25 protein-coding genes, 1 tRNA gene and 1 pseudogene are annotated in these 21,094 nt (G+C 66.9%); 13 read left to right on the plus strand and 14 right to left on the minus strand.

Going from position 1 to position 21,094, the window contains the following annotated elements; translation table 11 throughout:
• From EL337_RS17800 to EL337_RS17815, 4 genes are all read left to right on the plus strand, one after another.
• A complete protein-coding gene (locus EL337_RS17800) occupies nucleotides 1-804 on the plus strand; it encodes a universal stress protein (RefSeq protein WP_048633016.1) in 804 nt (267 codons plus the stop codon).
• A gap of 121 nt (nucleotides 805-925) precedes the next feature.
• A complete protein-coding gene (locus EL337_RS17805) occupies nucleotides 926-1,807 on the plus strand; it encodes a universal stress protein (protein ID WP_048633017.1) in 882 nt (293 codons plus the stop codon).
• Between the two features lie 36 nt (nucleotides 1,808-1,843).
• The gene (locus EL337_RS17810) at nucleotides 1,844-2,827 is read left to right on the plus strand and encodes an Acg family FMN-binding oxidoreductase (RefSeq protein WP_048633018.1); all 984 of its coding nucleotides are present in this window, start codon (nucleotides 1,844-1,846) and stop codon (nucleotides 2,825-2,827) included.
• A gap of 4 nt (nucleotides 2,828-2,831) precedes the next feature.
• Nucleotides 2,832-3,707, plus strand: coding sequence for a universal stress protein (locus tag EL337_RS17815; protein WP_048633019.1), 876 nt, complete (start codon nucleotides 2,832-2,834; stop codon nucleotides 3,705-3,707).
• A gap of 28 nt (nucleotides 3,708-3,735) precedes the next feature.
• On the opposite strand, the gene EL337_RS17820 is transcribed toward EL337_RS17815, so the two are convergent.
• Complete coding sequence (locus tag EL337_RS17820; protein ID WP_232786822.1) at nucleotides 3,736-4,422, minus strand: universal stress protein; 687 nt, start codon at nucleotides 4,420-4,422, stop codon at nucleotides 3,736-3,738.
• Between EL337_RS17820 and EL337_RS29070 the strand changes: the two genes are divergently transcribed.
• Nucleotides 4,357-4,566 carry a hypothetical protein gene (locus EL337_RS29070; RefSeq protein WP_232786828.1) on the plus strand — a complete coding sequence of 70 codons (210 nt, stop codon included), beginning with the start codon at nucleotides 4,357-4,359 and terminating at the stop codon, nucleotides 4,564-4,566. The two genes, EL337_RS17820 and EL337_RS29070, sit on opposite strands and share 66 nt — an antisense overlap.
• A 52-nt stretch (nucleotides 4,567-4,618) precedes the next feature.
• Here the strand turns inward: EL337_RS29070 and EL337_RS17825 are convergent, their stop codons facing one another.
• Entirely contained in the window at nucleotides 4,619-5,206 is a 588-nt protein-coding gene (locus EL337_RS17825) for an Rv1733c family protein (protein ID WP_048633152.1), read from the minus strand.
• Nucleotides 5,207-5,453: 247 nt separating this feature from the next.
• Here EL337_RS17825 and EL337_RS17830 point away from each other — a divergent pair, with 247 nt between their 5' ends.
• Nucleotides 5,454-5,933 (plus strand): GNAT family N-acetyltransferase, encoded by a 480-nt coding sequence (locus EL337_RS17830; protein ID WP_048633021.1) that lies wholly within the window; start codon nucleotides 5,454-5,456, stop codon nucleotides 5,931-5,933.
• Between the two features lie 7 nt (nucleotides 5,934-5,940).
• On the opposite strand, the gene EL337_RS17835 is transcribed toward EL337_RS17830, so the two are convergent.
• The 3 genes from EL337_RS17835 to EL337_RS17845 form a co-directional block, all read right to left on the minus strand.
• On the minus strand, nucleotides 5,941-6,837 hold the full coding sequence (locus EL337_RS17835; protein WP_048633153.1) for a universal stress protein: 897 nt from the start codon (nucleotides 6,835-6,837) through the stop codon (nucleotides 5,941-5,943).
• Nucleotides 6,838-6,974: 137 nt separating this feature from the next.
• Nucleotides 6,975-7,766: a ribosome hibernation promotion factor gene (locus EL337_RS17840; protein WP_048633022.1), complete on the minus strand. Its 792-nt coding sequence runs from the start codon at nucleotides 7,764-7,766 to the stop codon at nucleotides 6,975-6,977.
• A gap of 32 nt (nucleotides 7,767-7,798) precedes the next feature.
• Nucleotides 7,799-8,509 (minus strand): SRPBCC family protein, encoded by a 711-nt coding sequence (locus EL337_RS17845; protein ID WP_048633023.1) that lies wholly within the window; start codon nucleotides 8,507-8,509, stop codon nucleotides 7,799-7,801.
• A 133-nt stretch (nucleotides 8,510-8,642) separates the two neighbouring features.
• Here EL337_RS17845 and EL337_RS17850 point away from each other — a divergent pair.
• Nucleotides 8,643-9,355 (plus strand): annotated as a pseudogene (locus tag EL337_RS17850) (hypothetical protein).
• Here the strand turns inward: EL337_RS17850 and EL337_RS17855 are convergent.
• Nucleotides 9,356-10,207 (minus strand): universal stress protein, encoded by an 852-nt coding sequence (locus EL337_RS17855; RefSeq protein WP_048633024.1) that lies wholly within the window; start codon nucleotides 10,205-10,207, stop codon nucleotides 9,356-9,358.
• Between the two features lie 261 nt (nucleotides 10,208-10,468).
• Here EL337_RS17855 and EL337_RS17860 point away from each other — a divergent pair, with 261 nt between their 5' ends.
• Nucleotides 10,469-11,203 carry a cutinase family protein gene (locus tag EL337_RS17860; RefSeq protein ID WP_048633154.1) on the plus strand — a complete coding sequence of 245 codons (735 nt, stop codon included), beginning with the start codon at nucleotides 10,469-10,471 and terminating at the stop codon, nucleotides 11,201-11,203.
• Nucleotides 11,204-11,221: 18 nt separating this feature from the next.
• Here the strand turns inward: EL337_RS17860 and EL337_RS17865 are convergent, their stop codons facing one another.
• The gene (locus EL337_RS17865) at nucleotides 11,222-11,746 is read right to left on the minus strand and encodes a hemerythrin domain-containing protein (RefSeq protein ID WP_048633025.1); all 525 of its coding nucleotides are present in this window, start codon (nucleotides 11,744-11,746) and stop codon (nucleotides 11,222-11,224) included.
• 126 nt (nucleotides 11,747-11,872) lie between these two features.
• Here EL337_RS17865 and EL337_RS17870 point away from each other — a divergent pair, with 126 nt between their 5' ends.
• Nucleotides 11,873-12,307: a PPOX class F420-dependent oxidoreductase gene (locus EL337_RS17870; protein ID WP_048633026.1), complete on the plus strand. Its 435-nt coding sequence runs from the start codon at nucleotides 11,873-11,875 to the stop codon at nucleotides 12,305-12,307.
• Here the strand turns inward: EL337_RS17870 and EL337_RS17875 are convergent.
• A complete protein-coding gene (locus EL337_RS17875) occupies nucleotides 12,304-12,675 on the minus strand; it encodes an STAS domain-containing protein (protein WP_048633027.1) in 372 nt (123 codons plus the stop codon). The two genes, EL337_RS17870 and EL337_RS17875, sit on opposite strands and share 4 nt — an antisense overlap.
• A 105-nt stretch (nucleotides 12,676-12,780) precedes the next feature.
• Nucleotides 12,781-13,062: a GlsB/YeaQ/YmgE family stress response membrane protein gene (locus EL337_RS17880; RefSeq protein WP_048633028.1), complete on the minus strand. Its 282-nt coding sequence runs from the start codon at nucleotides 13,060-13,062 to the stop codon at nucleotides 12,781-12,783.
• 134 nt (nucleotides 13,063-13,196) lie between these two features.
• Here EL337_RS17880 and EL337_RS17885 point away from each other — a divergent pair, with 134 nt between their 5' ends.
• Both EL337_RS17885 and EL337_RS17890 read left to right on the plus strand, forming a co-directional pair.
• Nucleotides 13,197-13,865: a response regulator transcription factor gene (locus EL337_RS17885; protein ID WP_048633029.1), complete on the plus strand. Its 669-nt coding sequence runs from the start codon at nucleotides 13,197-13,199 to the stop codon at nucleotides 13,863-13,865.
• Nucleotides 13,866-13,946: 81 nt separating this feature from the next.
• Entirely contained in the window at nucleotides 13,947-14,216 is a 270-nt protein-coding gene (locus tag EL337_RS17890; protein WP_048633030.1) for a metal-sensitive transcriptional regulator, read from the plus strand.
• Between the two features lie 20 nt (nucleotides 14,217-14,236).
• On the opposite strand, the gene EL337_RS17895 is transcribed toward EL337_RS17890, so the two are convergent.
• On the minus strand, nucleotides 14,237-15,223 hold the full coding sequence (locus tag EL337_RS17895; RefSeq protein ID WP_083443111.1) for a tripartite tricarboxylate transporter substrate binding protein: 987 nt from the start codon (nucleotides 15,221-15,223) through the stop codon (nucleotides 14,237-14,239).
• Between the two features lie 341 nt (nucleotides 15,224-15,564).
• Here EL337_RS17895 and EL337_RS17900 point away from each other — a divergent pair, with 341 nt between their 5' ends.
• On the plus strand, nucleotides 15,565-16,059 hold the full coding sequence (locus EL337_RS17900; protein WP_048633031.1) for an FBP domain-containing protein: 495 nt from the start codon (nucleotides 15,565-15,567) through the stop codon (nucleotides 16,057-16,059).
• A 137-nt stretch (nucleotides 16,060-16,196) separates the two neighbouring features.
• A complete protein-coding gene (locus tag EL337_RS17905; RefSeq protein ID WP_157866322.1) occupies nucleotides 16,197-17,360 on the plus strand; it encodes a hypothetical protein in 1,164 nt (387 codons plus the stop codon).
• Nucleotides 17,361-17,443: 83 nt separating this feature from the next.
• Here the strand turns inward: EL337_RS17905 and EL337_RS17910 are convergent, their stop codons facing one another.
• From EL337_RS17910 to EL337_RS17925, 4 genes are all read right to left on the minus strand, one after another.
• Nucleotides 17,444-18,643: an IS481 family transposase gene (locus EL337_RS17910; RefSeq protein ID WP_048633033.1), complete on the minus strand. Its 1,200-nt coding sequence runs from the start codon at nucleotides 18,641-18,643 to the stop codon at nucleotides 17,444-17,446.
• A gap of 113 nt (nucleotides 18,644-18,756) precedes the next feature.
• Nucleotides 18,757-18,830: transfer RNA gene (locus EL337_RS17915), tRNA-Ile, on the minus strand.
• Between the two features lie 39 nt (nucleotides 18,831-18,869).
• Nucleotides 18,870-19,712, minus strand: a complete 843-nt coding sequence (locus EL337_RS17920) for a carboxymuconolactone decarboxylase family protein (RefSeq protein WP_197724124.1) — start codon at nucleotides 19,710-19,712, stop codon at nucleotides 18,870-18,872.
• A 7-nt stretch (nucleotides 19,713-19,719) separates the two neighbouring features.
• Complete coding sequence (locus tag EL337_RS17925) at nucleotides 19,720-21,093, minus strand: metallopeptidase TldD-related protein (RefSeq protein WP_048633034.1); 1,374 nt, start codon at nucleotides 21,091-21,093, stop codon at nucleotides 19,720-19,722.
• Nucleotide 21,094 lies beyond the last annotated feature (1 nt).

Genomic DNA, 21,094 nt, shown 5'->3' on the forward strand with positions numbered 1-21,094 from the left:
ATGAATGCAGCGACGCTGCCGGTGATCGCGGGGATCGACGGGTCCACGACGGCGATGACCGCCGCATACTGGGCGGTCCAGGAGGCGGCGGGCAGAGACGCCCCGCTGCGTCTGGTCTACGTGACCAAGACGACGCACAGTGCGGCCGAGTACGCCGAGGACGTCCGAAAGGGCCATGCCTGTCTGCACGAGGCCCGCACCGCCATAGAGGCCATGGGAACGCCCGTCACGATAGAGACCGCCGTCGTGGACGGTCCTCCTGCGGCGGCCCTGGTGGATGCGTCGTCGCAGGCGCAGATGGTCTGTGTGGGATCTGTCGGCATCGGACGCTATGCCCGATCGATTCTGGGATCGGTCGCTGCGGAGCTGGCCGAGAAGGCCGCGTGCCCCGTCGCGGTGATCCGACCGGACTCCGACGCGGGAACCCACCACGACTCCGGATGGATCATCGTTGCGGACAACGAGAAGCCCGACAACCACGCCGTCGTGGAGCAGGCGATGCGGGAGGCGACCATTCGTCAGGCGCCGGTGCTGCTGCTCGGAACCGACGGACGGCCGGAGTCACACGCCGCGCTCGAGCGCGAGATCGGCGACTGGAAGTCCCGCTATCCGGACGTGCGCGTCTACCCGATCGCCAACCGGGCCGAGGTCACCCATTTTCTCAAAAAGCATCACGAGCACGTGCTTCTGGCGGTGATCGGTAGCAGCGAGGCCGGCGAGGTCGCCGACATCGTGGGTCACGGGCACGCCCTCTTCCCGCACAGTGCATCGTCGGCCCTGGTGGTGCGACCTCGATGCGCGTGACCGGCGCGGCGAGGACCGACGGCGACCCTCTTGGTGACCAAAGGCCCCTCCGCCGGGGGTGGCCTCGGCCATAGCGTCGAGGTCAGGCACGGGTCCATTTCGCACAGACAGGGAGTCGCACATGACCACGTCCCCAACCGACCTCGGGATTCTCGTGGGCATCGACGGCTCCCCCGAGGCGCACGCCGCGCTCCGGTGGGCTACCGAGGAGGCGGTCTTGCGGCAGTGCCCGATCACGCTGATGCACGTCGTGGCGCCCATCGTGGTCACCTGGCCGATCGAGTCGGTCGTCATGAGCTTCACCGAATGGCAGGAAGAGAACGCGAAACACGTCATCGAGCAGGCCCGGGAAACGGTGCGTGGCTCGGTCGATGCCGCGTCGGCGCCGCCGGTGCATGTCCGGCTCCGCCACGACGGCATCGTCCCCGAGTTGACCGAGGCGTCCGCCTCGGCACGGATCATGGTGATCGGCAGCCGGGGCCTGGGTCCGGTGGGTGGGGTGGTACTGGGCGCAGTCAGCCGGACCCTGCTGCACCACGCCAGATGCCCGGTCGTGGTCGCAAAGGAGGGGGTGGTGAGAAAGTCGGACCGCTCCCGTCCCGTCCTGCTCGGCATCGACGGGTCCCCGGCATCGGAGGCCGCCATCGCTTTCGCCTTCGACGAAGCCTCCCGCCGAGGCGTGGACCTCATCGCGTTGCACGCGTGGAGCGATGTCGCTGTGTTTCCGCTGCTCGGCATGGACTGGCACAAGTACGAACAGGAAGGCCACGAAATTCTTGCCGAGCGTCTCGCCGGATGGCAGGAGAAGTACCCGGACGTGCATGTGAGTCGCCGCATCGTCTGCGACAGACCCGCACGTTGGTTGATCGACGAAGCCAAGGACGCGCAGCTCGTGGTGGTCGGGAGCCGCGGGCGCGGTGGGATCGCCGGGATGTTGCTCGGGTCGGTCAGCACCGCGGTCGCGGAGTCCGCGATGGCGCCGGTTGCCGTGATCCGCAGCTGAGGTGCGACAAGTGATGTCATGTACCGGAGGTGCGACATGAACGACGCGGCGGTAGACGTCGATGTCATCAAAGATGCCGTCACATTGGCAGGCCGCGCCCCGTCACTGCACAACAGTCAACCGTGGCGCTGGGTTGCCACCACGGACTCGGTCCAGCTCTTCCTGGACAGGAGCCGGGCGCCCAAATACACCGACACCAGCGGCAGGGAGCTGGTGATCAGTTGCGGTGCGGCCCTGGATCACTTCCGTGTCGCCATGGCCGCGGGCGGATGGATGACCTACGTCGAGAGACTGCCCAATCCGAACAACCTCGATCATCTGGCCTCCGTCGGCTTCAGCGCGATGGACTTCGTCGCCGACGGGCATCGGCTGCGCGCACAAGCCATCCTGCAGCGACGCACGGACCGACTGCCGTTCGCGGAGCCGCGCGGATGGCACATGTTCGTCACCGAACTCGGCCGCGCGGAGCACTCCGGCTTCGTCGCCGTCGATGTGGTGGCCGATGAGTCGCGACCACGGCTGGCCGAGGCCTCGCGACTGGCCAAGTCCTCGCGGCTCTATGATTCGCGCTACCATGCCGAGCTGGTCGGTTGGACAGGGGATGTCGCCGTTGCAGAGGGCATTCCGGCAGGTGCCCTCCTATCCGCGGCAGAGAGTGACCGCGTGGACATCAGCCGCGATTTTCCCCCGGTCGATCACGCCGAGCGTCGTAGCGAGATCGCCAGGGATCACGCCAAAGTCCTTGTGATTTCGACCTACGGCGTAACCCGCGGGAGCGTCCTGCGGTGCGGCGAGGTGCTCTCCACGGTATTGCTCGACGCGACGCTGGCCGAGTTCGCGACATGCACGCTGTCTCACCTCACGGAGGTACCCGCGAGCCGGGATATCGTCGCCGCGCTGACCGGAGGCGCGAAGATCCCACAGGTTGTCGTTCGGGTGGGCACGGCGCCCTCCCAGGGCGATATCGGCCCGCCGACACCGCGTCTGCCCGTCGAGGACGTTCTCGAGATCAGGGACTGAGCCCGTGCACCGCACAGAGCAGGCCGTGATCGTCGGTATCGACGGATCTCGATCGGCGATCGCCGCTGCGCTTTGGGGTGCCGATGAAGCAGCACACCGCGACGTCCCCTTGCACCTGGTGTCCGCCGTGTGGCCACAGAAGGATCTGGCCCCCGGAACATACGACGCCGCCGACACCGCCGTCCGCGCTGCGATCGCAGCGGTCGAATCGACCGGCAAGTCTGTGAAGATGGAATCCGAAATCGTCTATGGCAGGCCGAGTCTCGTCCTACAGGCGCAGTCCCCCACGGCCGCCGTGGTATGCCTGGGATCGTGTGGCGTCACCCACGGCGGCCTCGGCCGGATCGGCTCGACGGTGACAGCGGTGGCGGCGGCGTCGCTCGCATGCCCGCTGGCTGTCATTCATTCAGACCCGCCGCGGGCCGACGGCCCCGGCTGGGTGGTTGCCGAGGTCGATGAATCCCCGTCGGGCGAGCGTGCGTTGCAACTGGGGATCGACGAGGCGCTTCTGCGCGGTGCGACACTGCGCGTCGTCGCGACGTGGCAGGCGCGGTACACCGACATTCACGATGTTCACGCCACCTCAGACGGAAACCGCGCGGTGAAGGCACATTGGGAACGACGACTGCGGCCGTGGCGGCAGCGGTATCCGGAACTCGACGTGCAGGCCGCGGCCGCGCACGGGAGCGTCTTCAACTTTCTGGCACGGCACCGTCGGAGCATTCAGCTGCTGGTGTTGCCACACAAGCGGGCGCCCGAACTCGTGGAGCTGCTGGCCCCTGGAAACTTTCCTGCGTCTCGGGACATCTGTTTCGACCTCTTGCTCTGCGAAGCCGGGACGGGTCCGGAACCCGAAGGGCGTGCGAGGGACCGCGCCTAGGCCATCACCTGGTGATCGGTGCTGATCGTCATGACCTGACGATCAGCATCGAGCATTCGGGAAATCCGATGATGGGATGGCAATTCGGCGATGGGAACGAGGCGACAGTGCGCCCGTCATGCGGGCTGACGACGGCCAGTCCCACCCTGGCGTCAGCGTCACGCCGGAAGTACTGGTGGCCGGTACCCGCCGCGACCGTCTCCACGTGGACGTCCGGGTAACGACGAACCCAGCTGTCGGCGCGGCGGTCGATCAGCCGCACGGTTGCGTGCCTGATCCGGCCTTCGTGCATCGCGACATGCACCATGTCGTCGTTGCCCGGTTCGTCTGACAGGACCACCGATATCACGCCATCGGTCTGCGGGGTGCCGTCCAGCCGGGTCCGGATGATCGCGACGGGACATGCTGCCTCCTTCGCCAGCAGTTCCGCGACCGGACCGATCACCGGAGGGTCTCCGGACTGTGACGCGCGGGAGCCGACGCAGACCATCGCCGCGCGGTGGGACTCGGCCAACAGGATGGCGCCGGGCTCACCGGCGACCCGCACCGTGTCCACGTGTACAGACCTCGACTCCGATCGCGACGCGTTCTCCGCCTGGGACAGAACGACATCGAGATCCGAGTCGGTGGGACCCGGAGCATTGACCGCATGGACGAGCCGCAGCGGAAGGTCGTGGGCAACGGCCTCCGCGGTCGCCCACCGAACGGCATTCAAGGCGGCATGGGAACCGTCGACCCCGACGACGACGGGCCCGACCCGCGGATGCCGATGCGTCATCACGGCGCCATGGCGAGAAGCACCTTCAGCGCACCGGAGTTCGCCGCATCAGCGAAAACCCGTTATGCGGTGTCGAGCTGATGGGTGGAGCTTTCATGGTCGTCTCCTCGGTGTCAGTTCGCGCTGAGCCGTATCACGGTGTGTTGTTGTTGGTTCGCCCGCCGTTGTCCGCCAGATCGTCGAGCTCGCGGTCCCACGCCTGGAAACGCAGGTGGTTCAGCCGCATCCGAAGAATCACCCACGCCGCGGTCGCTGAGCCCGCGACGGCGGCCCACAGGGCAAGAGCGGCGATCACCGCCTGCGCGGCGGCATCCTCGTCCGACAGCGCCCGCTGCGTGCGATTACCGGCATCATCGACCCAAACGGTGACGTGGTCACCGGCCCTCATCTCGCCGGTGCGGATTTCCTCACGGTGTGTGCTACCGGAGAAGTCCCAGCGAATTTCGGTCAGATAGGGCCTCTCATACGGTTGGGCCACCACCCGGCTGTCCTGCACCGCTACCGCGTCGACTTCGTGCCGGGTGGCCCTGTCCGCGGCAAAGGTGCGAGCCAGGTCGTCATGTACGGCGGTGCCCGCCGCGGCGGCCAGAGGCACCGCCACGATCGCGAGGAACACGACCAGCACGGTGGCGGCGGCCTCGATACGGTCGCTGACCCGAACCAGCGGGTTGCCCGCCCAGAGGCGACTCCACCGGCCCAGGCCGAGAGTGAAGGTCTGCATGTTGCACTCCGTATCGTGATCGGAACCGACTGTGCCCTTGTAGACATGATCGCGTGCGCCGGCGGGCACCCTGCAGAGCCGAAAGTCCCGAGAGCCGGGAGCCGAACGCCCTCGCTGCGCTGAGCGCGACCTCACCTTAGGTTCGTCAGTGACAGGAGGATGGCAGCCGATGAGGGCAGGCGCTACACCCACCGGGGGATCTGACGGGGGCGGGACGGGCCGGATGGACCATCGAACCCCGTCGCCCATGACGATCCGCGGCCTCCACAGCGGCGACTACGATGCGGTCGTCGGTTTGGTGGCCGACTTGAATGCCGAAGAGCGCTACCTGCGCTTCCTGACGCCGTACCCGATGTACGTCGGCGAGTGGGCGTTGTCACTGACCGCGCCGTCGGATCACGTCGTCGCGATCGGGGCGTTCGAATCCGGTGAGCTGATCGGCGTTGCCAACTACGTCGGCCTTCCCCGACCCGGATATGCAGAGGTCGCGGTCGTGGTGGCACACGGGCAGCATCAGCGCGGGGTCGGTACCGCGCTGCTGATGGCCCTCGGCCAGATCGCCAAAGAGTCTGGCGTGAACCACTTTGTCGCCGACGTACTTGCGGAGAACCAGCTGGTTCGGGACATGTTGCGCGACGCGGGCTGGCCGACCACCCAACGCCGTGACGGTGAGCTGCTGCGCATCGAGGTCAATCTCGACGCAGCGGGCCACATCGCACGCGGCTGAGCGCGGATCAGGACTGACGCGCCACGATGACCGGGACACGGGCCGCCTGCACCACCGCCCAGCTGACAGATCCGAGCAGCAGACCCGCGAATCCGCCGCGGCCGTGACTGCCGACCACCAGCAGTTGCGCCTCGCGTGACTCCTCGACCAGGCGGTGTATGGGATTGTCCTGGCCGATGACGCGCCGCACCGTGACGTCGGGATACCGCTCGCAATTGCCTGCCAACCGCTGGGCGAGCTCCTCGTCGGCTTGGTTCTCCATCTCCACGTCCGTTACCGGCAGGACGAAATCCGCAAGGGTCATCCAGGTGTGCACAGCGACCAAGTCGACTCCGCGCCTTGATGCTTCGTCAAAGGCAAGCGCAACAGCGAGCTCGGACGCCGGGGATCCGTCCACGCCGACGACGACCGGCGCCGTCGTGAGCCGATCGGACGGCAACCCGTGATCGCCGTGGATGACCGCGACCGGGCAGTGCGCGTGATGCACCAGCGAGGAACTCGTGGACCCCAGAAGCAGACCCGGCAGCGCATGAAGGCCGCGGCACCCGACAACCATCATGTCCGCGTCCTTGGACATGTCGATGAGGGCGGGCATCTTCGACCCGCGCAGGATGGATGTCCTGACCGGGATCTCTCGGGTTCCCGTCAGCGTGACGTTCACGACGTCGAGTGCGTCGGTGATCACCTTCTCCGCCATGCGGTCTCGGGCCGCCATGTATTCTTCGGTGATCGGCACATCCAGCCAGTAGGCCATCTCCTCGGCCGCCTCGGCGTGGACGATCGTCAGCGTTGCGTGCCGCAGAGAAGCCTCCCTGGCCGCCCACTCAGCCGCCTCCCGCGACATGGGTGATCCGTCGACGGCGACCACAATCCCGTGCGGCCTCGATTCCGGTGGAAGAGTCATCTCGCGCTCCTTGCCGTTGTTGGTGCCTGTGAGGAAGCCTCCGGTCAACGCTAAGACGGTCAGGCGGCCGGGTTCTCGGGGCGTTGGTCACATCGACCGCGCCGAAAGACCTTTCACCAACCCGGGTCCGCATGGGGCTATCCCGCAGGGGTGATGAGCCCGAAATCGCCGTCGTAGCGGCGATAGAGCACGCAGGCGCGGCCTTGGGCGGCTTCGATGAAAAACAGGAACGGCAGATCCAGCAGGGCCAGTCGCTCCATCGCTGCGTCCTCGGACAGACACGGTACGGGATGCGGGCTGATGGTGACGGGCCCGCCGAAGGCCGCCACGTCACCGGCGAGCGTGGGGGTCACAAGCGCCAACCGGTATCCCTCCGATCCCCTTCGATACACGACGCCCGCGCAGCCCGAACCGACTTCGGTGAACAGATGGAAGTCGTAGTCCAGCATCTCCATCTCGGCGGCGGCCTCGTCGACCGTGCACGGCGCCATAGCGAAGGACTTCCGCCGGACGACTCGTCGCGTCTCGGCTCCCCTGGGAACGAATTGTGGGCGGTGAGCGCGTACCTCGCCGTGGCGCCAGGGCGGCGCCGCCTCCGGTCCTTTCGGCGCGTCGCGCAGTTCCCGCAGGTGCTCGAGTCGGCGCCGCAACCGCGCCTCCAGCCGGTCGACTGCCTCGTGCGCCGTAGCGGCCTCGACCTGGGCCCGCACGACGTGTCCACGGACGTCGAGGTTGGCCTGCGCCACCACGGGAAATTCGACTGCTGGATTCTTTCGACGCGTCAATCGGACGTGCGCGTGCAGGATGGGGCGACTGGTGAGCCGGCCGAGGCTGCCGATCTTGGTGCGTGCGTAGTCGACGACGTCGGGAAACTCTCCGTGCGTGGTGACGTCGACGTTGACGACGGATGCGTGCACTGCGTTGTTCATAGTCCGTTGGTACCCGCGACAGCTGGGATGGGTTAGGGCCGAAGGTCACCGGCGCCAGGAGCAGCCGCGGCGTGGGCGATGCCGTCCACACGCACATCCGCGGTGACCGCACCGGCGCTCCGGCGCTGTTCTGACCTTCGTTTGATACCGGTCAGCATGCCGCGGGTGACAAAAGCCCTTGCAGGGCCTGCGAATTCGGCGAAAGCCACCTGACCGGGGTGGCGTAGCGCCAATCGCGATCTCACCAGCAGCCTGCAGCGGTCGTCTCCGTGCGGGAACAGGTGGAAGGACCAGACGATGTCCCACGGCAGCTGTGACTCCTCGGCGCGCAACACGATCGTCCGCGTCGGATCGATGTCGACCACCGTCAGTTCGATCCCGTCGGCGATACCGAACCAGCCCCGCGGCACGAGTCTGACGGGGTCACCGACGGCCAGCTGCTGCCATTCCGTATGGATGCGGTCTGCATCGTGATAGCCCAGCCCGAACAGGTTCTCCAGCTTTTCGAAGGTGTACAGCCCGCCTCGGTCCTGCCCCATCTGCACCAGCCACGGCCACACCTGTTCGGCGGGACAATCGATCCACACGGCTTCGGTCGCCGTCAACACCGGCTGACGCACCAGACCATCCCCCGGTAGTGGCCCTTCGGACTCGCCCTTGGTGGTCCCCCAGTTGCCGAAATATCTTCGCGCCCCGTACAGCAGTGCGGTGGCCGCCAGAAGTGTCATCGCCTTGTTCGCCATACCTGCAGCGTGGTCGCGCCCTGCCCGGCCGCGCTAGGGCCGGTAGTCCTCGGTCGGGCGTCGCGGCCAGGATTGCCCGCTGACATGACCTTCGACTCTAATGAAGCATCGGACGGCTTCCTACGATCCAGCCATGGGTAAACAGCATCCGAGACTGGCGGCAGTCACGGCCGCGATCGGCATCGCCGTACTCTATCGAGCACATGTGCGTCCCTGGATGTATCACTGGGGAGCGCGCCAAGATGAGATCGACGCACCCCTTCCCGGAGACGAGTTGGTCGGGTCCGGGGTGCCGCGCACCACCAGGGCGGTGACCATCGATGCGCCGCGGCCCGATATCTGGCCCTGGCTGGCGCAGATCGGCGAGGACCACGCCGGGTTCTACAGCTATTCACTCCTCGAGCGTGCGGTCGGCGCGGATATGCACAACGCGAAGTTCGTCCACCCCGAGTGGCAGCACCTGCATGTCGGGGACACGGTGTGGCTGGCCCGCCGATACGGTCCCGATGCCCGCAGGTCGTCGCCTCGGTGGAGGCCCCGTCACATCTGGTGCTGGTCTCGCCGGTCGACTACCAACGATTGCGGCGTCACGAAAAGGCCTCCGGCTGCTGGTCGTTCACACTTCACCGAGAGGGTGGTTGGACCCGCCTGCTGGTGCGCGGCAGTGGAGGACCTGTCGGTCACGCCTGGTTCGACATCCCGCATTTCGTGATGGAACAGAAAATGATGCGCGGCATCGCCCGGCGGGCCGTGCGGACCCGTCGTCAGGAGATCGCCGCAGCGATGGGACGGCATCCGTCGAACCTGCGGTCCCACCGTGCCCGCAAGGTAGCCCAGCTGAACTGATCAGGGGTGTGCGACGAGTACCGGACGGTGCGACCGCTGCACCGCAGCCATCGCGACGCTGCCGAGCAGCACCTCGCGCATAGCTGACCGACCGCGCGAACCGACGACCACGACGGCGGCATCGTGGTCATCGGCGCAGGCGATGAGTGCATCGGCGATGGCATGGTCCCGCGGCGTACCGAACCGATGGGACTCGCGCAGGGTCAGGACCTCCAGCCCCGTCGCGGCGGGTCCGATCGACACGTCGTCGTTGCCGTCCGACACGACGACCAGCAGCACTCGCCGATTCGGGAGTAGCCGTCTGGCCGTCTCGACGGCAGTCTCGGCACCCTCGCGACCGTCATAGCCGATGATCACGGGACCGTTTGTGAGCGCGGCGAATTCGTCGGACAGCAGCGGGTTCGGCACCACCAGCACCGGCACCGTCGCGTAGTGCACCACCATGTCGGAGACGCTGCCGACGACGGCCTTGGAGTGGCCGAGCCCCCGGTCGCCGATGACGATCACGTCGGTATCCAGCTTCTGGGCCAGTTGAGCCAGCCGCAGACCGGGCGACTCGGTGACGCGCGTGACCAGTGGCTCGGCGACCCACTCCGCGGCGGCCGCCAGGGCGACCCCCGACCCGGCGATCGTGTCGGCTTCCCGCTGGCCTTCGCGCTCGAGCAGTCGGATCAGGTCGTCTGCGCTGTGTGCGCGTGCGCGCAGTCGGCGGCGCAACCTCTGGCTACCCGAGGTCGGCGCCCACATGTGCGCCACCCAGGCGTGAGCGTCCGGGAACAGGGCCGCTGCGGCGGTGATGGCCGCGGCGGCTGCCGGTGATCCGTCGTATCCGACCATCACACTCGTTGGCATACGCCCTCCTCGTCGCCACGCGCCGCGACCATCTACCCCACCCCAGCGACGTTAGGCATTGTCGGGACCTGCAGGAAGGGCCGAAATACCTTCACTGTCGGGCTTCCCCGAGAGCCCCGCCCCGCCACCGCTGTTCCTGCTAGCCGGTATGGGAGTTGGTGGTTGGCGTTTGGCGGACGGGGGTGCCAGCGTCGATGCGCTGCCGTGCCGGCCACGGGACCCTTGATCAGCACGATCAACCTGCCTCCGGAAGGAACGACCATGACGAGCACCGCTGGTTCTCAGTCCCCCATCAGTACCTGGGTGCTTCGCCCCCTGGCCGCCGTCGCCGTGTCTGCGGCGGCGCTGATGGCTCCGCAGACGGCCGGACTCGCCGCCGCGGCACCGGGTTCGTCCTGCCCGGACGTCGAGGTCGTGTTCGCGCGTGGGACGTTCGAGGCTCCCGGGGTCGGGGCCACCGGGCAGGCGTTCGTCGACGCACTCACCGCGCAGCTGCCGGGAAAGACTGTCGATGCCTATGGCGTGAACTACCCTGCGTCGCTGGACTTTCAGGCCGCGGCCCAGGGCGTCGGCGACGCCGGCGACAAGATTTCATCGACGGTGGCCAGCTGCCCCGACACCAAGATCGTGCTCGGCGGGTACTCGCAGGGCGCGGCGGTCGCGGCCTACACCACCGCGGCGGCCGTGCCTGCCGGATACACGCTGCCCGCGGGGATCTCGGGGCCGTTACCGCAGGCGGACGCCGCCAGCGTCGCGGCCGTCGTGCTGTTCGGCACACCTGACCCGTGGTTCCTCGGGCTCGTCGACCACAGCGCACCGCCCATCGCGATCGGCCCCCAGTACGTCGCGAAAACGCTTCAACTGTGCAACCCAGGTGACCCGGTGTGCTACCCCGGCGGCCTCGACCGGACAGCACACTCTGCCTATAAGGACAACGGAACCGCCGCGCAGGCGGCGACATTCGTGGTCAGCGCGGTGTCGCCGGCAACCATCTAGCGGTCCGCCGCGCTGCGCTCAGGAGTGGCGCTCGATGTAGGCGTCGGCGTCCTCGTCGTCTCCGCTGATCCCTTTGCCCGCCTGATGCTCGGCGTAGAAGCGCAGCCACTGCAGCCCGAGCTTGTGACGAAGATCCAAAGACGCACTCTTGATGAAGTCGGGCATCGCCTCCCGCTCCTCCTCGTCGAGGTGCTCGCCGTTCTCCTTGCGCGCGGCGTTCACCGCGTCGAACCACTCATCACTGCCCGGTGTGTGCTGGCGAGACCGCCGGACCGCGTCGCGAATCGCGTTGTGATCGGTGATGGCGTCCTCGGTCTCGTCTACGGGGTCTCCTTCCGGATTTCCCGGATCGTCCTTCCCGCCATGCTTGAGCAGCGCCGGATAGAACACCGTCTCTTCAGCGTCGGCATGGGTGTCCAGCCGTGTGCTGAGAACCTCCCATATCGCTGCAACATCCGCCGCGTCGGTCGCATCGTCCAGCCGGAAGAACATCCGGCGCAGCCAGTCGTGGTCGGCATAGATGAGTTCGACGATGTCCGCCATGGGGTGAGACCTGATTTCTTGGTGGGGATCAGATGTTCATCGATCGCTCGACAGTATGCCCAGTCGCTCGCAGGTCAATCAGCAACGCAGCGATTCGTCGGGTCGGCGCCGGGGCATAGTGGACATGTGCACAACGAATCGACCACTCCGACGGAACTGGCCCGCGAACTGGGCGACGCCAAATTCGTGTCTCTGGTGACGTACCGGCGCGACGGCAGTGCGGTGGCGTCGGCGATGTGGATTGCCCAGGACGGCCCAGATCTCGTCGTCTGGACCCCTGCAGACACCTGGAAGGTCAAGCGGGTTCGGCACGATCCCCGCGTGGTGCTGGTGCGTTCGAACCGTACCGGGAAAGTCGACCCGGTCGAGCCCGAGTTGCTGGGCACGGCGGTCGTCGAGGACACGCCCGACGCCGTGTCGCGGGCCGAGCAGCTGATCCGACGCAAGTACGGCTTCGAGTTCGTCCTCATCACCACCATCGAGGCGGTGATCGCCCGGGGCCGCAAGCCCCGCGTCGCCCTGAGGATCTCGCCGCAGCAGGTCACCTCGAAGAACGTCTAGAGCTCGCCGCCCAACGCGGCCTCGAGTGTTCGATGCACGGCGATCAGGGCGTCGATCCCGAGCAGTGCGAGTGGGCGACCGGTCGAGGGGCCATCGGCCACAACCCTGAATCTCACTGCCGGCCTGAGTTCTTCGTGCGCATCAACGAGCACGCTCATACCTGCCGACGCCAGGAACCCCACGGCGGACAGGTCGACGATCAGAGCGTCCGGTTGGCGCTGCGCCGCGGAGCGGATCGCGCGGGCCAACATAGGTGCGGTCAGCGCGTCGAGGTCTCCCCAGACAGACACCACGGCCACGCGGCCGGCCCTGCTCTCGGCGGTGCCGAAGCCGATTCCTGGTGCACTGCCGGGCTTGTGGATATTCATGGTGCTGCCCTCTCGACGAACGAACAACCGTTGCGAGTGCGATGTCGGTCCACAGCGGAGACCGACCCGGGACTTCGAGCCGATCTCCGCTGCGTACCAGACGATTTACCGGTTGCTGACCGAGCGGCGGCCGCCGACACGGAGCCAGATCACCAGCACGATGACGGCACCGATGACCGAGCCGATGATCCCGGCGGGCTGGAGGAATCCCTGCGATGCGTCTTTGTGAAAGATCAGGTAACCGAGGAATCCGCCGACGAAGGAGCCGACGATGCCGAGAGCGATGGTCATCGGGATCGACAGGTTCTGCTTGCCGGGAACGAGCAGACGGGCGAGAGCGCCTGCGATGAGTCCGATGACGATGATGCTGAGAATGAGTCCGATCATGACTGCGAGCCTTTCTGAGGTAGCGCCGACTGCGCGCTGGGACCGGGTCGGTCGGGCGGTTGCTCGACACTGAGGCCAGTTCAACACCCCTAAGGGGGGTGTCGATACACCCCTAAGTAGGTAATCTGACATCCATGACATCGCCGTCGAACGGTCCGATCACGGTTGCCCTCGTCGACGACTACGACGTCGTCCTGATGGGCGTGGCGAACATGTTCGACCGATACCGCGACCGCGTCGTCGTGGCCGAGATCGACTCCAACATGGCACTCGACGACGCTGTCGACATCGTGCTCTACGACTCCTTCGCTCAGCCGGAAGCCGACCACGACGAGATCGCGGCCCTGGTCGCGAATCCGCGTGCCCGCCGAGTTGTCGTGTACACGTGGAACTTTCACCCTGACCTGATCGAGAGCGCCCGCCAGAAGGGGGCACACGGTTACCTGTCCAAGACGCTGCCCGCCCGCGAGCTGGTGGCGGCCCTGGAGTCGGTGCATGCCGGTGAGACCGTCGTCAGCGACGTCCCGCCGCGGGCGCGCAGCGCCGTCGGGCTCGACTGGCCGGGTCGCGGCGAAGGGCTGAGCGACCGGGAGTCGGAGATCTTGGCTCTGATCACCCAGGGCAAGAGCAACGCCGAAGTCGCGACGTTGACCTACCTCAGCCCCAACACCATCAAGTCCTACATCCGCACGATCTACCGAAAGATCGGCGTCGCCAGCCGCACCCAGGCCGTCCTCTGGGGCGTGAAGCACGGATTCGAACCCGATCATCACCGCATCGAGCACTGGAAGGGTGGTCCATGATCGTCGGCGACGCCGGCCACCCCTCCGGGAATACCCCCGCGGGTACCATTGCTTTACCGCACGTCGAGAGGAAAACGCATCATGGTGGGTGACGAGGACGCAATTGTGGCCGTGCTCAACCGGTTACGCCGGGCGCAGGGACAGCTCACCGGGGTGATCTCCATGATCGAACAGGGCCGCGACTGCAAGGACGTAGTGACGCAGTTGGCCGCGGTGTCGCGCGCCCTGGACAGGGCCGGCTTCAAGATCGTCGCGACCGGGATGCGCGAATGCCTCACCGGAGAAACCGCCGACGGCCAGCAGCCGATGACCGAGGCTGAGCTGGAGAAGTTGTTCATGGCCCTGGCCTGACCTCACGCGTCTGAGCCTCGCTAGCGGCGGGCCTCGTCGAGGGCCGTCTTGACGTCTGCCTGTGTCTCGGCCAGGAACGTCTGAAATTCGTCACCGACCATGTAGGTGGTGGTGAACTGGTTGCGCTCGGCGATCTGTTTCCAGGTGGCGGATTCGACCATGGTCCCGAGTGCGTCCTGCCAGTACGACACGGCAACGTCCGGCATGTCCGGCGGGCCGTAGAGGCCACGCCAGTTCGACAAAGTGACGTCGAACCCCTGCTCTCGTGCGGTGGGCACGTCCAGGCCGGGCAGCCTGTCCTCGGCCAGTACACCGAGAGCCTGCAAGTCGCCCGCGGTCAGCAGGTCGATGAACTCGCTGACCCCGCCGATCGCCACGCTGATGTCGCCCGAGCGCAGCGCGGCGATCTGGTCGCCACCACCTTCGAAGGGGATGTACCTGATGGCCGCCGGGTCACCGCCCGCCGCGGATACCAGCAGGTCGAAGGGCGCCTGATCGTCGTTGGCGGCGGCCACGTCCACGTCGGCGGGGTCGGCTTTGATCGCCGTCATCAGGTCGGCCAGATTGTTGAACGGCGAGTCGGGACGGGTGACGACGACGAAGTACTCCGTCATCAGCCCGGCGATCATCGTGACGTCGGCGTAGCCGTACTCGGACTTGCCCCGTAGTTCGTTCATCATCATCGACAGCGACGTGACGGAGATCTGGTCGTCGGCGCCTCGGTACTGCTCGACCATGGTGGCGAGAAAGGTCGCTCCGGATTCGCCGGGGCGGTTCTGCACCGGCAGCGGAACCTCGACGATGCCCTCTTTCTGCAGGGCGTCGACGACCGCGCGGATCGTGATGTCGAAGCCGCTTCCGGGGTTGGCTCCCGCGGTCATGGTCACCGGCCCCGAGGGGTAGCTGGGGGCAGCAGATACCTGTTCCGAGTCCTGGCCGGAGCCCTGGCAGCCGGTCAGGACGAGCGTGGCGGCCAGCACAGCGCCGAGTGCGGACGTGATCTTCACAAGCAGGTGCTCCTAGGTCGTGATCGCCGTCAGCGCCATCAGTCGCCTAGAGCAATGCCTCAAGAATCTGTACACGGATTTCGGGTTCTGTGCACCGATGTTGACGGCGACACGCCTTCACGTGTTCGCGAGCGTGGCCTCAACCCGAAATCGCGTGGCCGAGGACGACGCCGCTCGGTATCGTCGCTGGGGTGAACATCCGAGTCGAGGAGGTCGTCGGCGCTCGCGCCGACATCAGATGACCGCGCCCCGTCGCCGACCCTTGGGCCGGCGGCGCAGTCATGCCCTCACTCACCGCCGCGCACACGCGTGCGTGGCCCTTTCCAGGATGGTTTTCACCAATGGACTTCTTCACCCGTGACCAGATTCTCGGCGCCTTCCGCGGCGCGACCCGCAGCGAGGTCAAGCGGGTGACCTTCGCCGCCGACTTCGACTCCGTCGAGTTCGGCACGCTGGAGTACTACGGCTGGACCGACCCCAAGATCCCGCGCCGGGCCTACCTGCTGGTCGACCGGCCGCAAGGACCGACAGCGCTGCTGCTCAACCGGGCAGCGGTCAAGCCGCGGGGCCGAACGATGTGCACGTGGTGCAACGACGTGAACCTCACCGATGAGGCGGTGCTGTACACCGTCCGCCGGGCCGGCGCCGCCGGCCGTAAGGGAGACACGATCGGCACCATGATCTGCGCGAACTTCGGCTGCTCCCGCAACGTGCGGCGGCTGCCGCCCGCGTTCCACAAGGACACCGACCTCCACCGCATACGCGAGCAACAGATCCACGAGCTGCGGCGCAAGGTGCACGGATTTGTCGACAACGTGCTCTCGACGGACACGTGACGAAGGCCCGGTGCGATCTCGCTGGCGCGCTTCATCTTCACCGCGACCGAAATTCCGGCGAATCGCCGCGGCCGAAGTGACCGTCCCGTAAATTAGCTGTCGGGCCGGGGCGGGTCGACATCGGGATGGGGATCGGTATGCACGCGTCCACACGCGCGGCACTCGCCGCGGCAACAACGGCACTGACCGGTAGTGCGCTGGCATTCGCGCCTCCGCCACAACCGATTTCGCCCCCGTCGGCAGCGATGACAGTTCCCGTAGCGTTCGCCGCGGGCAGTGGCCGACTACTGCCGATCGCCGACGGTCAGGCGGCTGCGGCATGGCCGCAGCCGCTGCTGCTGCCGACCATCGTTCGCCAGTCCGGCACGCCCGCAGAGACGTTCGGGCCTACCGCATACACGGCGCTGGCCGCCACCGTTGCGCGGACACCCGACGAGCGCACGCCCGACGAGCGCATCAGCGCTGCGGCAGCGCAAGATCCGGCCGTGCTGAACACGGCGTCGGACATCATCGACGACGTCTACGCCTTCACGCGGTACTGGGCGAACTACGTATCGCTGGAGCTGGGCCCGTGGTTGATCAACTGGATCCCGTTCGGCTATCTGATATCCGACCAGATCCTGATCTGGTACCCGAATTTCGTGCTGCCCGTCGTCGACAGTTTCGTCTACGACTTCCTGGATCCTGTGGTCAACGATCCACTGAATCTCGCGGTGTGGGCCGAGGGAATCAGCACCATCGTCGACACCGCCGTCACCGGTGTTCGGAACGGGATCACCGCCGAGATCCAGTACATCCTGGACTTCGGCTGGTTCCCGTTCCCGCTGCCGCCCCTTCCGTCGTTCCCGCTGCCGGCGACATCGCTTGCCGGCGAAGAGGCTGCAGAGGCGGCGGTGGAACGTGCGACGGTAGACAGCGATGCGTCCGCGGCCGAATCAGACGTGGCGAGTCCCGCCGACGACGTGCGATCTGACGACGGATCCGCCACGCCGGCAGACGGACTCACGCACGAGGAATCACCAGGGTCCGCCGACGACGCCGACGAGACAGACGAGACCGCGCCGGACCCGGTGGACGACGTCTCCGGCGATGTCGTCGACGGGACCGTCGTCGACGAGGGCGATGAGGGCTATGAGGGCGATGCCGATGTCGTCGAGGAGGCGGTCGAGGCCGACGTCACGACCGACGCCGATACCGGCGCGGACGCCGCGGCGGACGGGGACCATGTCGAACCCGCCAGTGGCGACGCCCCCGCCGACAGCGACGGCGGTACAGCCGCGTCCGGCTCCGAGACCGACTAGCTGTCCTGACGTGGGGCTGTTGAGCTTCGGTTGATTCTTGACGGATCTACTTCGGTTGATCCTTGACACTCGGTGTTTGGTGTCTAGGGCTCCACGCGGCTGCGTAGGGCCCGTTTGTTTCTTACCTCTCCCGTGCTTTTCCGTGCAGCGGTCTTGACCAGAACGTCACCGATGTAGAAGCGCAGTAGCTCACCATCGACGTGGACATCACAGCGTGAGCCCGCGTAGTGGCGACCCAGGCTGACCTGTTGCCAGGACACGCAGACCACCCCGTTGGTGGTCACTTTGCGGCTGATCCAGTCCGAACCGGCTCGTTCGGCGCCCAGCCCCTCCTGCGGTGGTAGCGACACCGTCACGCTCGGCGCTGCGATACCGGCGCTGAACTTCGATGCCGGTGTGGCCATCTGCAACGCTTGATGCGGGCGCTCGCTGTTATAGAACCTCACCCACTCGTCGAATGCCTGCTGCGCCACCTTCGCATTCTTGAAAGCGCCATTGGCACTGAGGAACTCGATACGCACACTGCGATGGAACCGCTCGATCTTGCCGGTGGTGGTGGGCGATCGCGGCTGGGTCAGCAGGTGATCGATCCCGTGCTCACGACAGATCGCATCGAAGAGCACCTCCACCGGCGGATGGTTGAACCGACCGGTGAACACCTTGCCGTTATCCGTCAGAATCTGGGCCGGAGCCCCGTAAGTGGCCAGCGCATGCCGCAACCCGTCGCACACAGCCTTGGTACGTTCCCGGGCCATCACGGTGGCACACACGCACATCCGGGAATGATCATCAACGCCGGTCAACACCTTCGCTGAGGTCCCGTCAGCCAACGCCACCCCGCCCACGACGTCCATCTGCCACAACTCCATCGGCGCGCCGCGTTCCCACCGCTTCCACTTGCGGGAGCGTCGATCCCGCAGATGCGGATCAATCATCTGTGCCCGCACCAACGCCCGATAGGCCGCCGATTCCGAGGGCACCGGGGTCACACCCCGCTTGCCCAGTTCGAACACCAAACGCCGCGGACCCCAATACGGTCGCGAGCGCCGCAACTCCAACAACGCCGCCTCCACCTGCGCAGGCATCTGATGCGGACATGACGCCGGCCGATGCGACCGATCGATCAACCCCTCCAGGCCCTCGGCCTCATACCGGGCCAACCAGGCGTGCAGCGTCTGCCGCGACACCCCCACCTTTGACGCGACCTGCGAAATCGACAAACCATCGCTGATCACCGCCAACACAGCCTGATACCGCTGCTCCGCCACGCTCAACTCCCTCATTCAGGGAGTGTCAAGGATCAGCCGAAGCAACTGTCAAGCATCAGCCGAAACACTGTCGCCCATCAACCGAAGACGAAATGTCAGCCATCAACCGACCTAATACAGTCCTGACGTGGGGCGGGCGGGGCTCGAACCCGCGACCAATGGATTATGAGTCCACGGCTCTAACCGACTGAGCTACCGCCCCCGACGCGTGTGCGCGGCCACCATGGTCGCATACGGCCGGTCAGGCGAATATCGTCTGCCCCTGCTCGTCGACCTCGTACCGTTCGGTGCCCTCGGCCACCCGCGGCGCGTCGGCCGCCATCGCCACCGCAATCTTGTTGGCGGCGTTGCGCATCACGTCCAGCGTGAGCTCCAGCATCTGCTTCTCGGAGAAGTGCCTGCGGACACCGTCGACGACATCCTGATCGATGCTGGACGGGGACCAGATCAGCGCGTCGACGTAGCGCAGCGCGGCCTTGTGCGCCTCGGACAAGCCCTGCGCCGACTCGAACTCGGCGATCTGGACGTAGAGCTCCTCGGACCCACCGGCGTCGAGGGCATGCCCCTCACGCAGCGACTTACACAGCCGGCAGTTGTGCGCTTCCGCCCCGCGCAGCCGCACCACCTCCGTGGTCACCGCATCGAGCTCGTGCAGTCGCGCCACCGCGGGCACGAATCCGCCGAGCACCTTCGCGACCGGATCGGCGTCACGGTCGATCTCGACCTCGGCCGTCCAGCCGGGCCTGCCCAGCCCCAGCGCGTCACACCCGGCCCAGACCCGTGGCAGGAAGTCGGCGAGGAAGATGGCGACAACGACGCGGAACGCATCGTCACCCCAGGCTTCCACGAAGCGGGCGCGCTGGTTGTCGCCGATACCCGTGACGTCCACCGCGAACTGCTCGGCAAACGCCACCAGGATCGCTTCCCTGTCTGTCCGCTCGTCCGGCACATCGGCGGGCGGGGGCACCGGCGGCAGCGCCAACGCCCGACCACACGTCAACCGGATCAGGGTGTCGGCCCGCTCGTCACCCGAGGACAACGAGGCGAGACGGGCCAGTCGCTGCGGCAACTCGACAGAGGTCACTTCCGCATTATTGCGCCTGACTGACCGATGACATGAAGAAGTCGGGGATCCGTAGCGACGGCATCTGCGCCCGCGTGGCCCAGTCGCCCCACTCGCGCGGCAAGGTGACCTCGCTGACGCCGGCCTCGGTGGCGCGCCGCACCAGGTCCAGCGGGCTCTCGTTGAACCGGAAGTTGTTCACCGCGGCGGTGACCCGACCGTCTTCCACCAGATACACCCCGTCGCGCGTCAGGCCGGTCAGCAGCAGTACCGACGGATCGACCTCGCGGATGTACCACATCGTCGACAGCAGCAGCCCGCGCTCGGTGCCGGCGATCATGTCCTGCAGGCTGGCCGTTCCGCCGGTCATCAGCAGGTTGTCCGCGCCCATCGCCACCGGGGCATCGAACTCCGCCGCCGCCGCTCTGGAGTAGGCCAGCGCGTTGATGACACCGTCGCGGATCCAGTCCACCCGGTCGATCGCCAGTCCGTTGTCGAACACCGACGACCGCTCCGACGAGCTGGTCGCGGTCACGAACGGGGTGCACTCCAGCCCGGGCGCACCGGGGTCGGAGTACAGCGTCAACGGCAGAGACGTCAGCCTCTCCCCCACCCGGGTGCCACCGCCCGGCGCCGCCAGCGCGGTGCGGCCCTCTTGGGCACCTCGGCCGCCCATCGTCCACGACAGGTAGATCATCATGTCCGCGACAGTCGACGGCGGCATGATCGTCTCGTACCGGCCCGCCGGTAGCTCGACGGTGCGCTGCGCCCACGACAGCCTCAGCGCCAGATCGTCGAGCATCGAATCGATTGGCACGGCGGTGAAGTCGGGTGTCCCGACGCCCACCCAGGCGCTGGCTCCGTCGCGTTTGGCGTTGACCTCCACCGAACCGTTGGGCTGGGTGAAACGGCGGCGCAGACCGTTGGAGGTCGCGACGAACGTGGTCTCGAGGATGTGCCGCGCATACCCGAACAGCGTGTCGCTGCCCCGAAACCCGCGGGTCAGCCCCTGTGCCACCTCGCCGAACACCTCGGCGCCCGTGCGGGGCGTGGGGTGGTCCCAGTCGGCGGGTGCGTCCCCGCCGGGCAATGGCGGAGCGCTGTCCCGCGCGGGCGGCGCGACAGCCGCCGCCTGCTGGGACGCCGCCACCAGGTCAGTGATGGCGGCGGGGTCCACGGCGCTGGACCGGACCGATCCGACGTGGGCGTCGTCACCCTGTCGCACAATCGAAATGACGGTCGTGGTGCGGCCCGTCGACTCACCGTTGGTGGTCATCGTGTTGTTGGCCCACCGCAGCGACGCGTCGACCCGGTCGGTCACCACCACGATGGTCTCGTCTGCGCGGCCCAACCGACGTGCTTCGGCCAGCGCGATCTCGGTGACCTTCTGTGCGCCGATCATC

It is taken from the genome of Mycolicibacterium aurum, from assembly GCF_900637195.1.
Classification (GTDB): domain Bacteria; phylum Actinomycetota; class Actinomycetes; order Mycobacteriales; family Mycobacteriaceae; genus Mycobacterium; species Mycobacterium aurum.

Bases quoted from the DNA above. Each gene is read 5' to 3' on its own strand.
- EL337_RS17800 (WP_048633016.1), top strand. From the start codon at position 1: ATGAATGCAGCGACGCTGCCGGTGATCGCGGGGATCGACGGGTCCACG.
- EL337_RS17805 (WP_048633017.1), top strand. From the start codon at position 926: ATGACCACGTCCCCAACCGACCTCGGGATTCTCGTGGGCATCGACGGC.
- EL337_RS17810 (WP_048633018.1), top strand. From the start codon at position 1,844: ATGAACGACGCGGCGGTAGACGTCGATGTCATCAAAGATGCCGTCACA.
- EL337_RS29070 (WP_232786828.1), top strand. From the start codon at position 4,357: ATGGACGAGCCGCAGCGGAAGGTCGTGGGCAACGGCCTCCGCGGTCGC.
- EL337_RS17825 (WP_048633152.1), bottom strand. From the start codon at position 5,206: ATGCAGACCTTCACTCTCGGCCTGGGCCGGTGGAGTCGCCTCTGGGCG.
- EL337_RS17830 (WP_048633021.1), top strand. From the start codon at position 5,454: ATGACGATCCGCGGCCTCCACAGCGGCGACTACGATGCGGTCGTCGGT.
- EL337_RS17835 (WP_048633153.1), bottom strand. From the start codon at position 6,837: ATGACTCTTCCACCGGAATCGAGGCCGCACGGGATTGTGGTCGCCGTC.
- EL337_RS17840 (WP_048633022.1), bottom strand. From the start codon at position 7,766: ATGAACAACGCAGTGCACGCATCCGTCGTCAACGTCGACGTCACCACG.
- EL337_RS17845 (WP_048633023.1), bottom strand. From the start codon at position 8,509: ATGGCGAACAAGGCGATGACACTTCTGGCGGCCACCGCACTGCTGTAC.
- EL337_RS17855 (WP_048633024.1), bottom strand. From the start codon at position 10,207: ATGCCAACGAGTGTGATGGTCGGATACGACGGATCACCGGCAGCCGCC.
- EL337_RS17860 (WP_048633154.1), top strand. From the start codon at position 10,469: ATGACGAGCACCGCTGGTTCTCAGTCCCCCATCAGTACCTGGGTGCTT.
- EL337_RS17865 (WP_048633025.1), bottom strand. From the start codon at position 11,746: ATGGCGGACATCGTCGAACTCATCTATGCCGACCACGACTGGCTGCGC.
- EL337_RS17875 (WP_048633027.1), bottom strand. From the start codon at position 12,675: ATGAATATCCACAAGCCCGGCAGTGCACCAGGAATCGGCTTCGGCACC.
- EL337_RS17880 (WP_048633028.1), bottom strand. From the start codon at position 13,062: ATGATCGGACTCATTCTCAGCATCATCGTCATCGGACTCATCGCAGGC.
- EL337_RS17885 (WP_048633029.1), top strand. From the start codon at position 13,197: ATGACATCGCCGTCGAACGGTCCGATCACGGTTGCCCTCGTCGACGAC.
- EL337_RS17890 (WP_048633030.1), top strand. From the start codon at position 13,947: ATGGTGGGTGACGAGGACGCAATTGTGGCCGTGCTCAACCGGTTACGC.
- EL337_RS17900 (WP_048633031.1), top strand. From the start codon at position 15,565: ATGGACTTCTTCACCCGTGACCAGATTCTCGGCGCCTTCCGCGGCGCG.
- EL337_RS17905 (WP_157866322.1), top strand. From the start codon at position 16,197: ATGCACGCGTCCACACGCGCGGCACTCGCCGCGGCAACAACGGCACTG.
- EL337_RS17910 (WP_048633033.1), bottom strand. From the start codon at position 18,643: ATGAGGGAGTTGAGCGTGGCGGAGCAGCGGTATCAGGCTGTGTTGGCG.
- EL337_RS17925 (WP_048633034.1), bottom strand. From the start codon at position 21,093: ATGATCGGCGCACAGAAGGTCACCGAGATCGCGCTGGCCGAAGCACGT.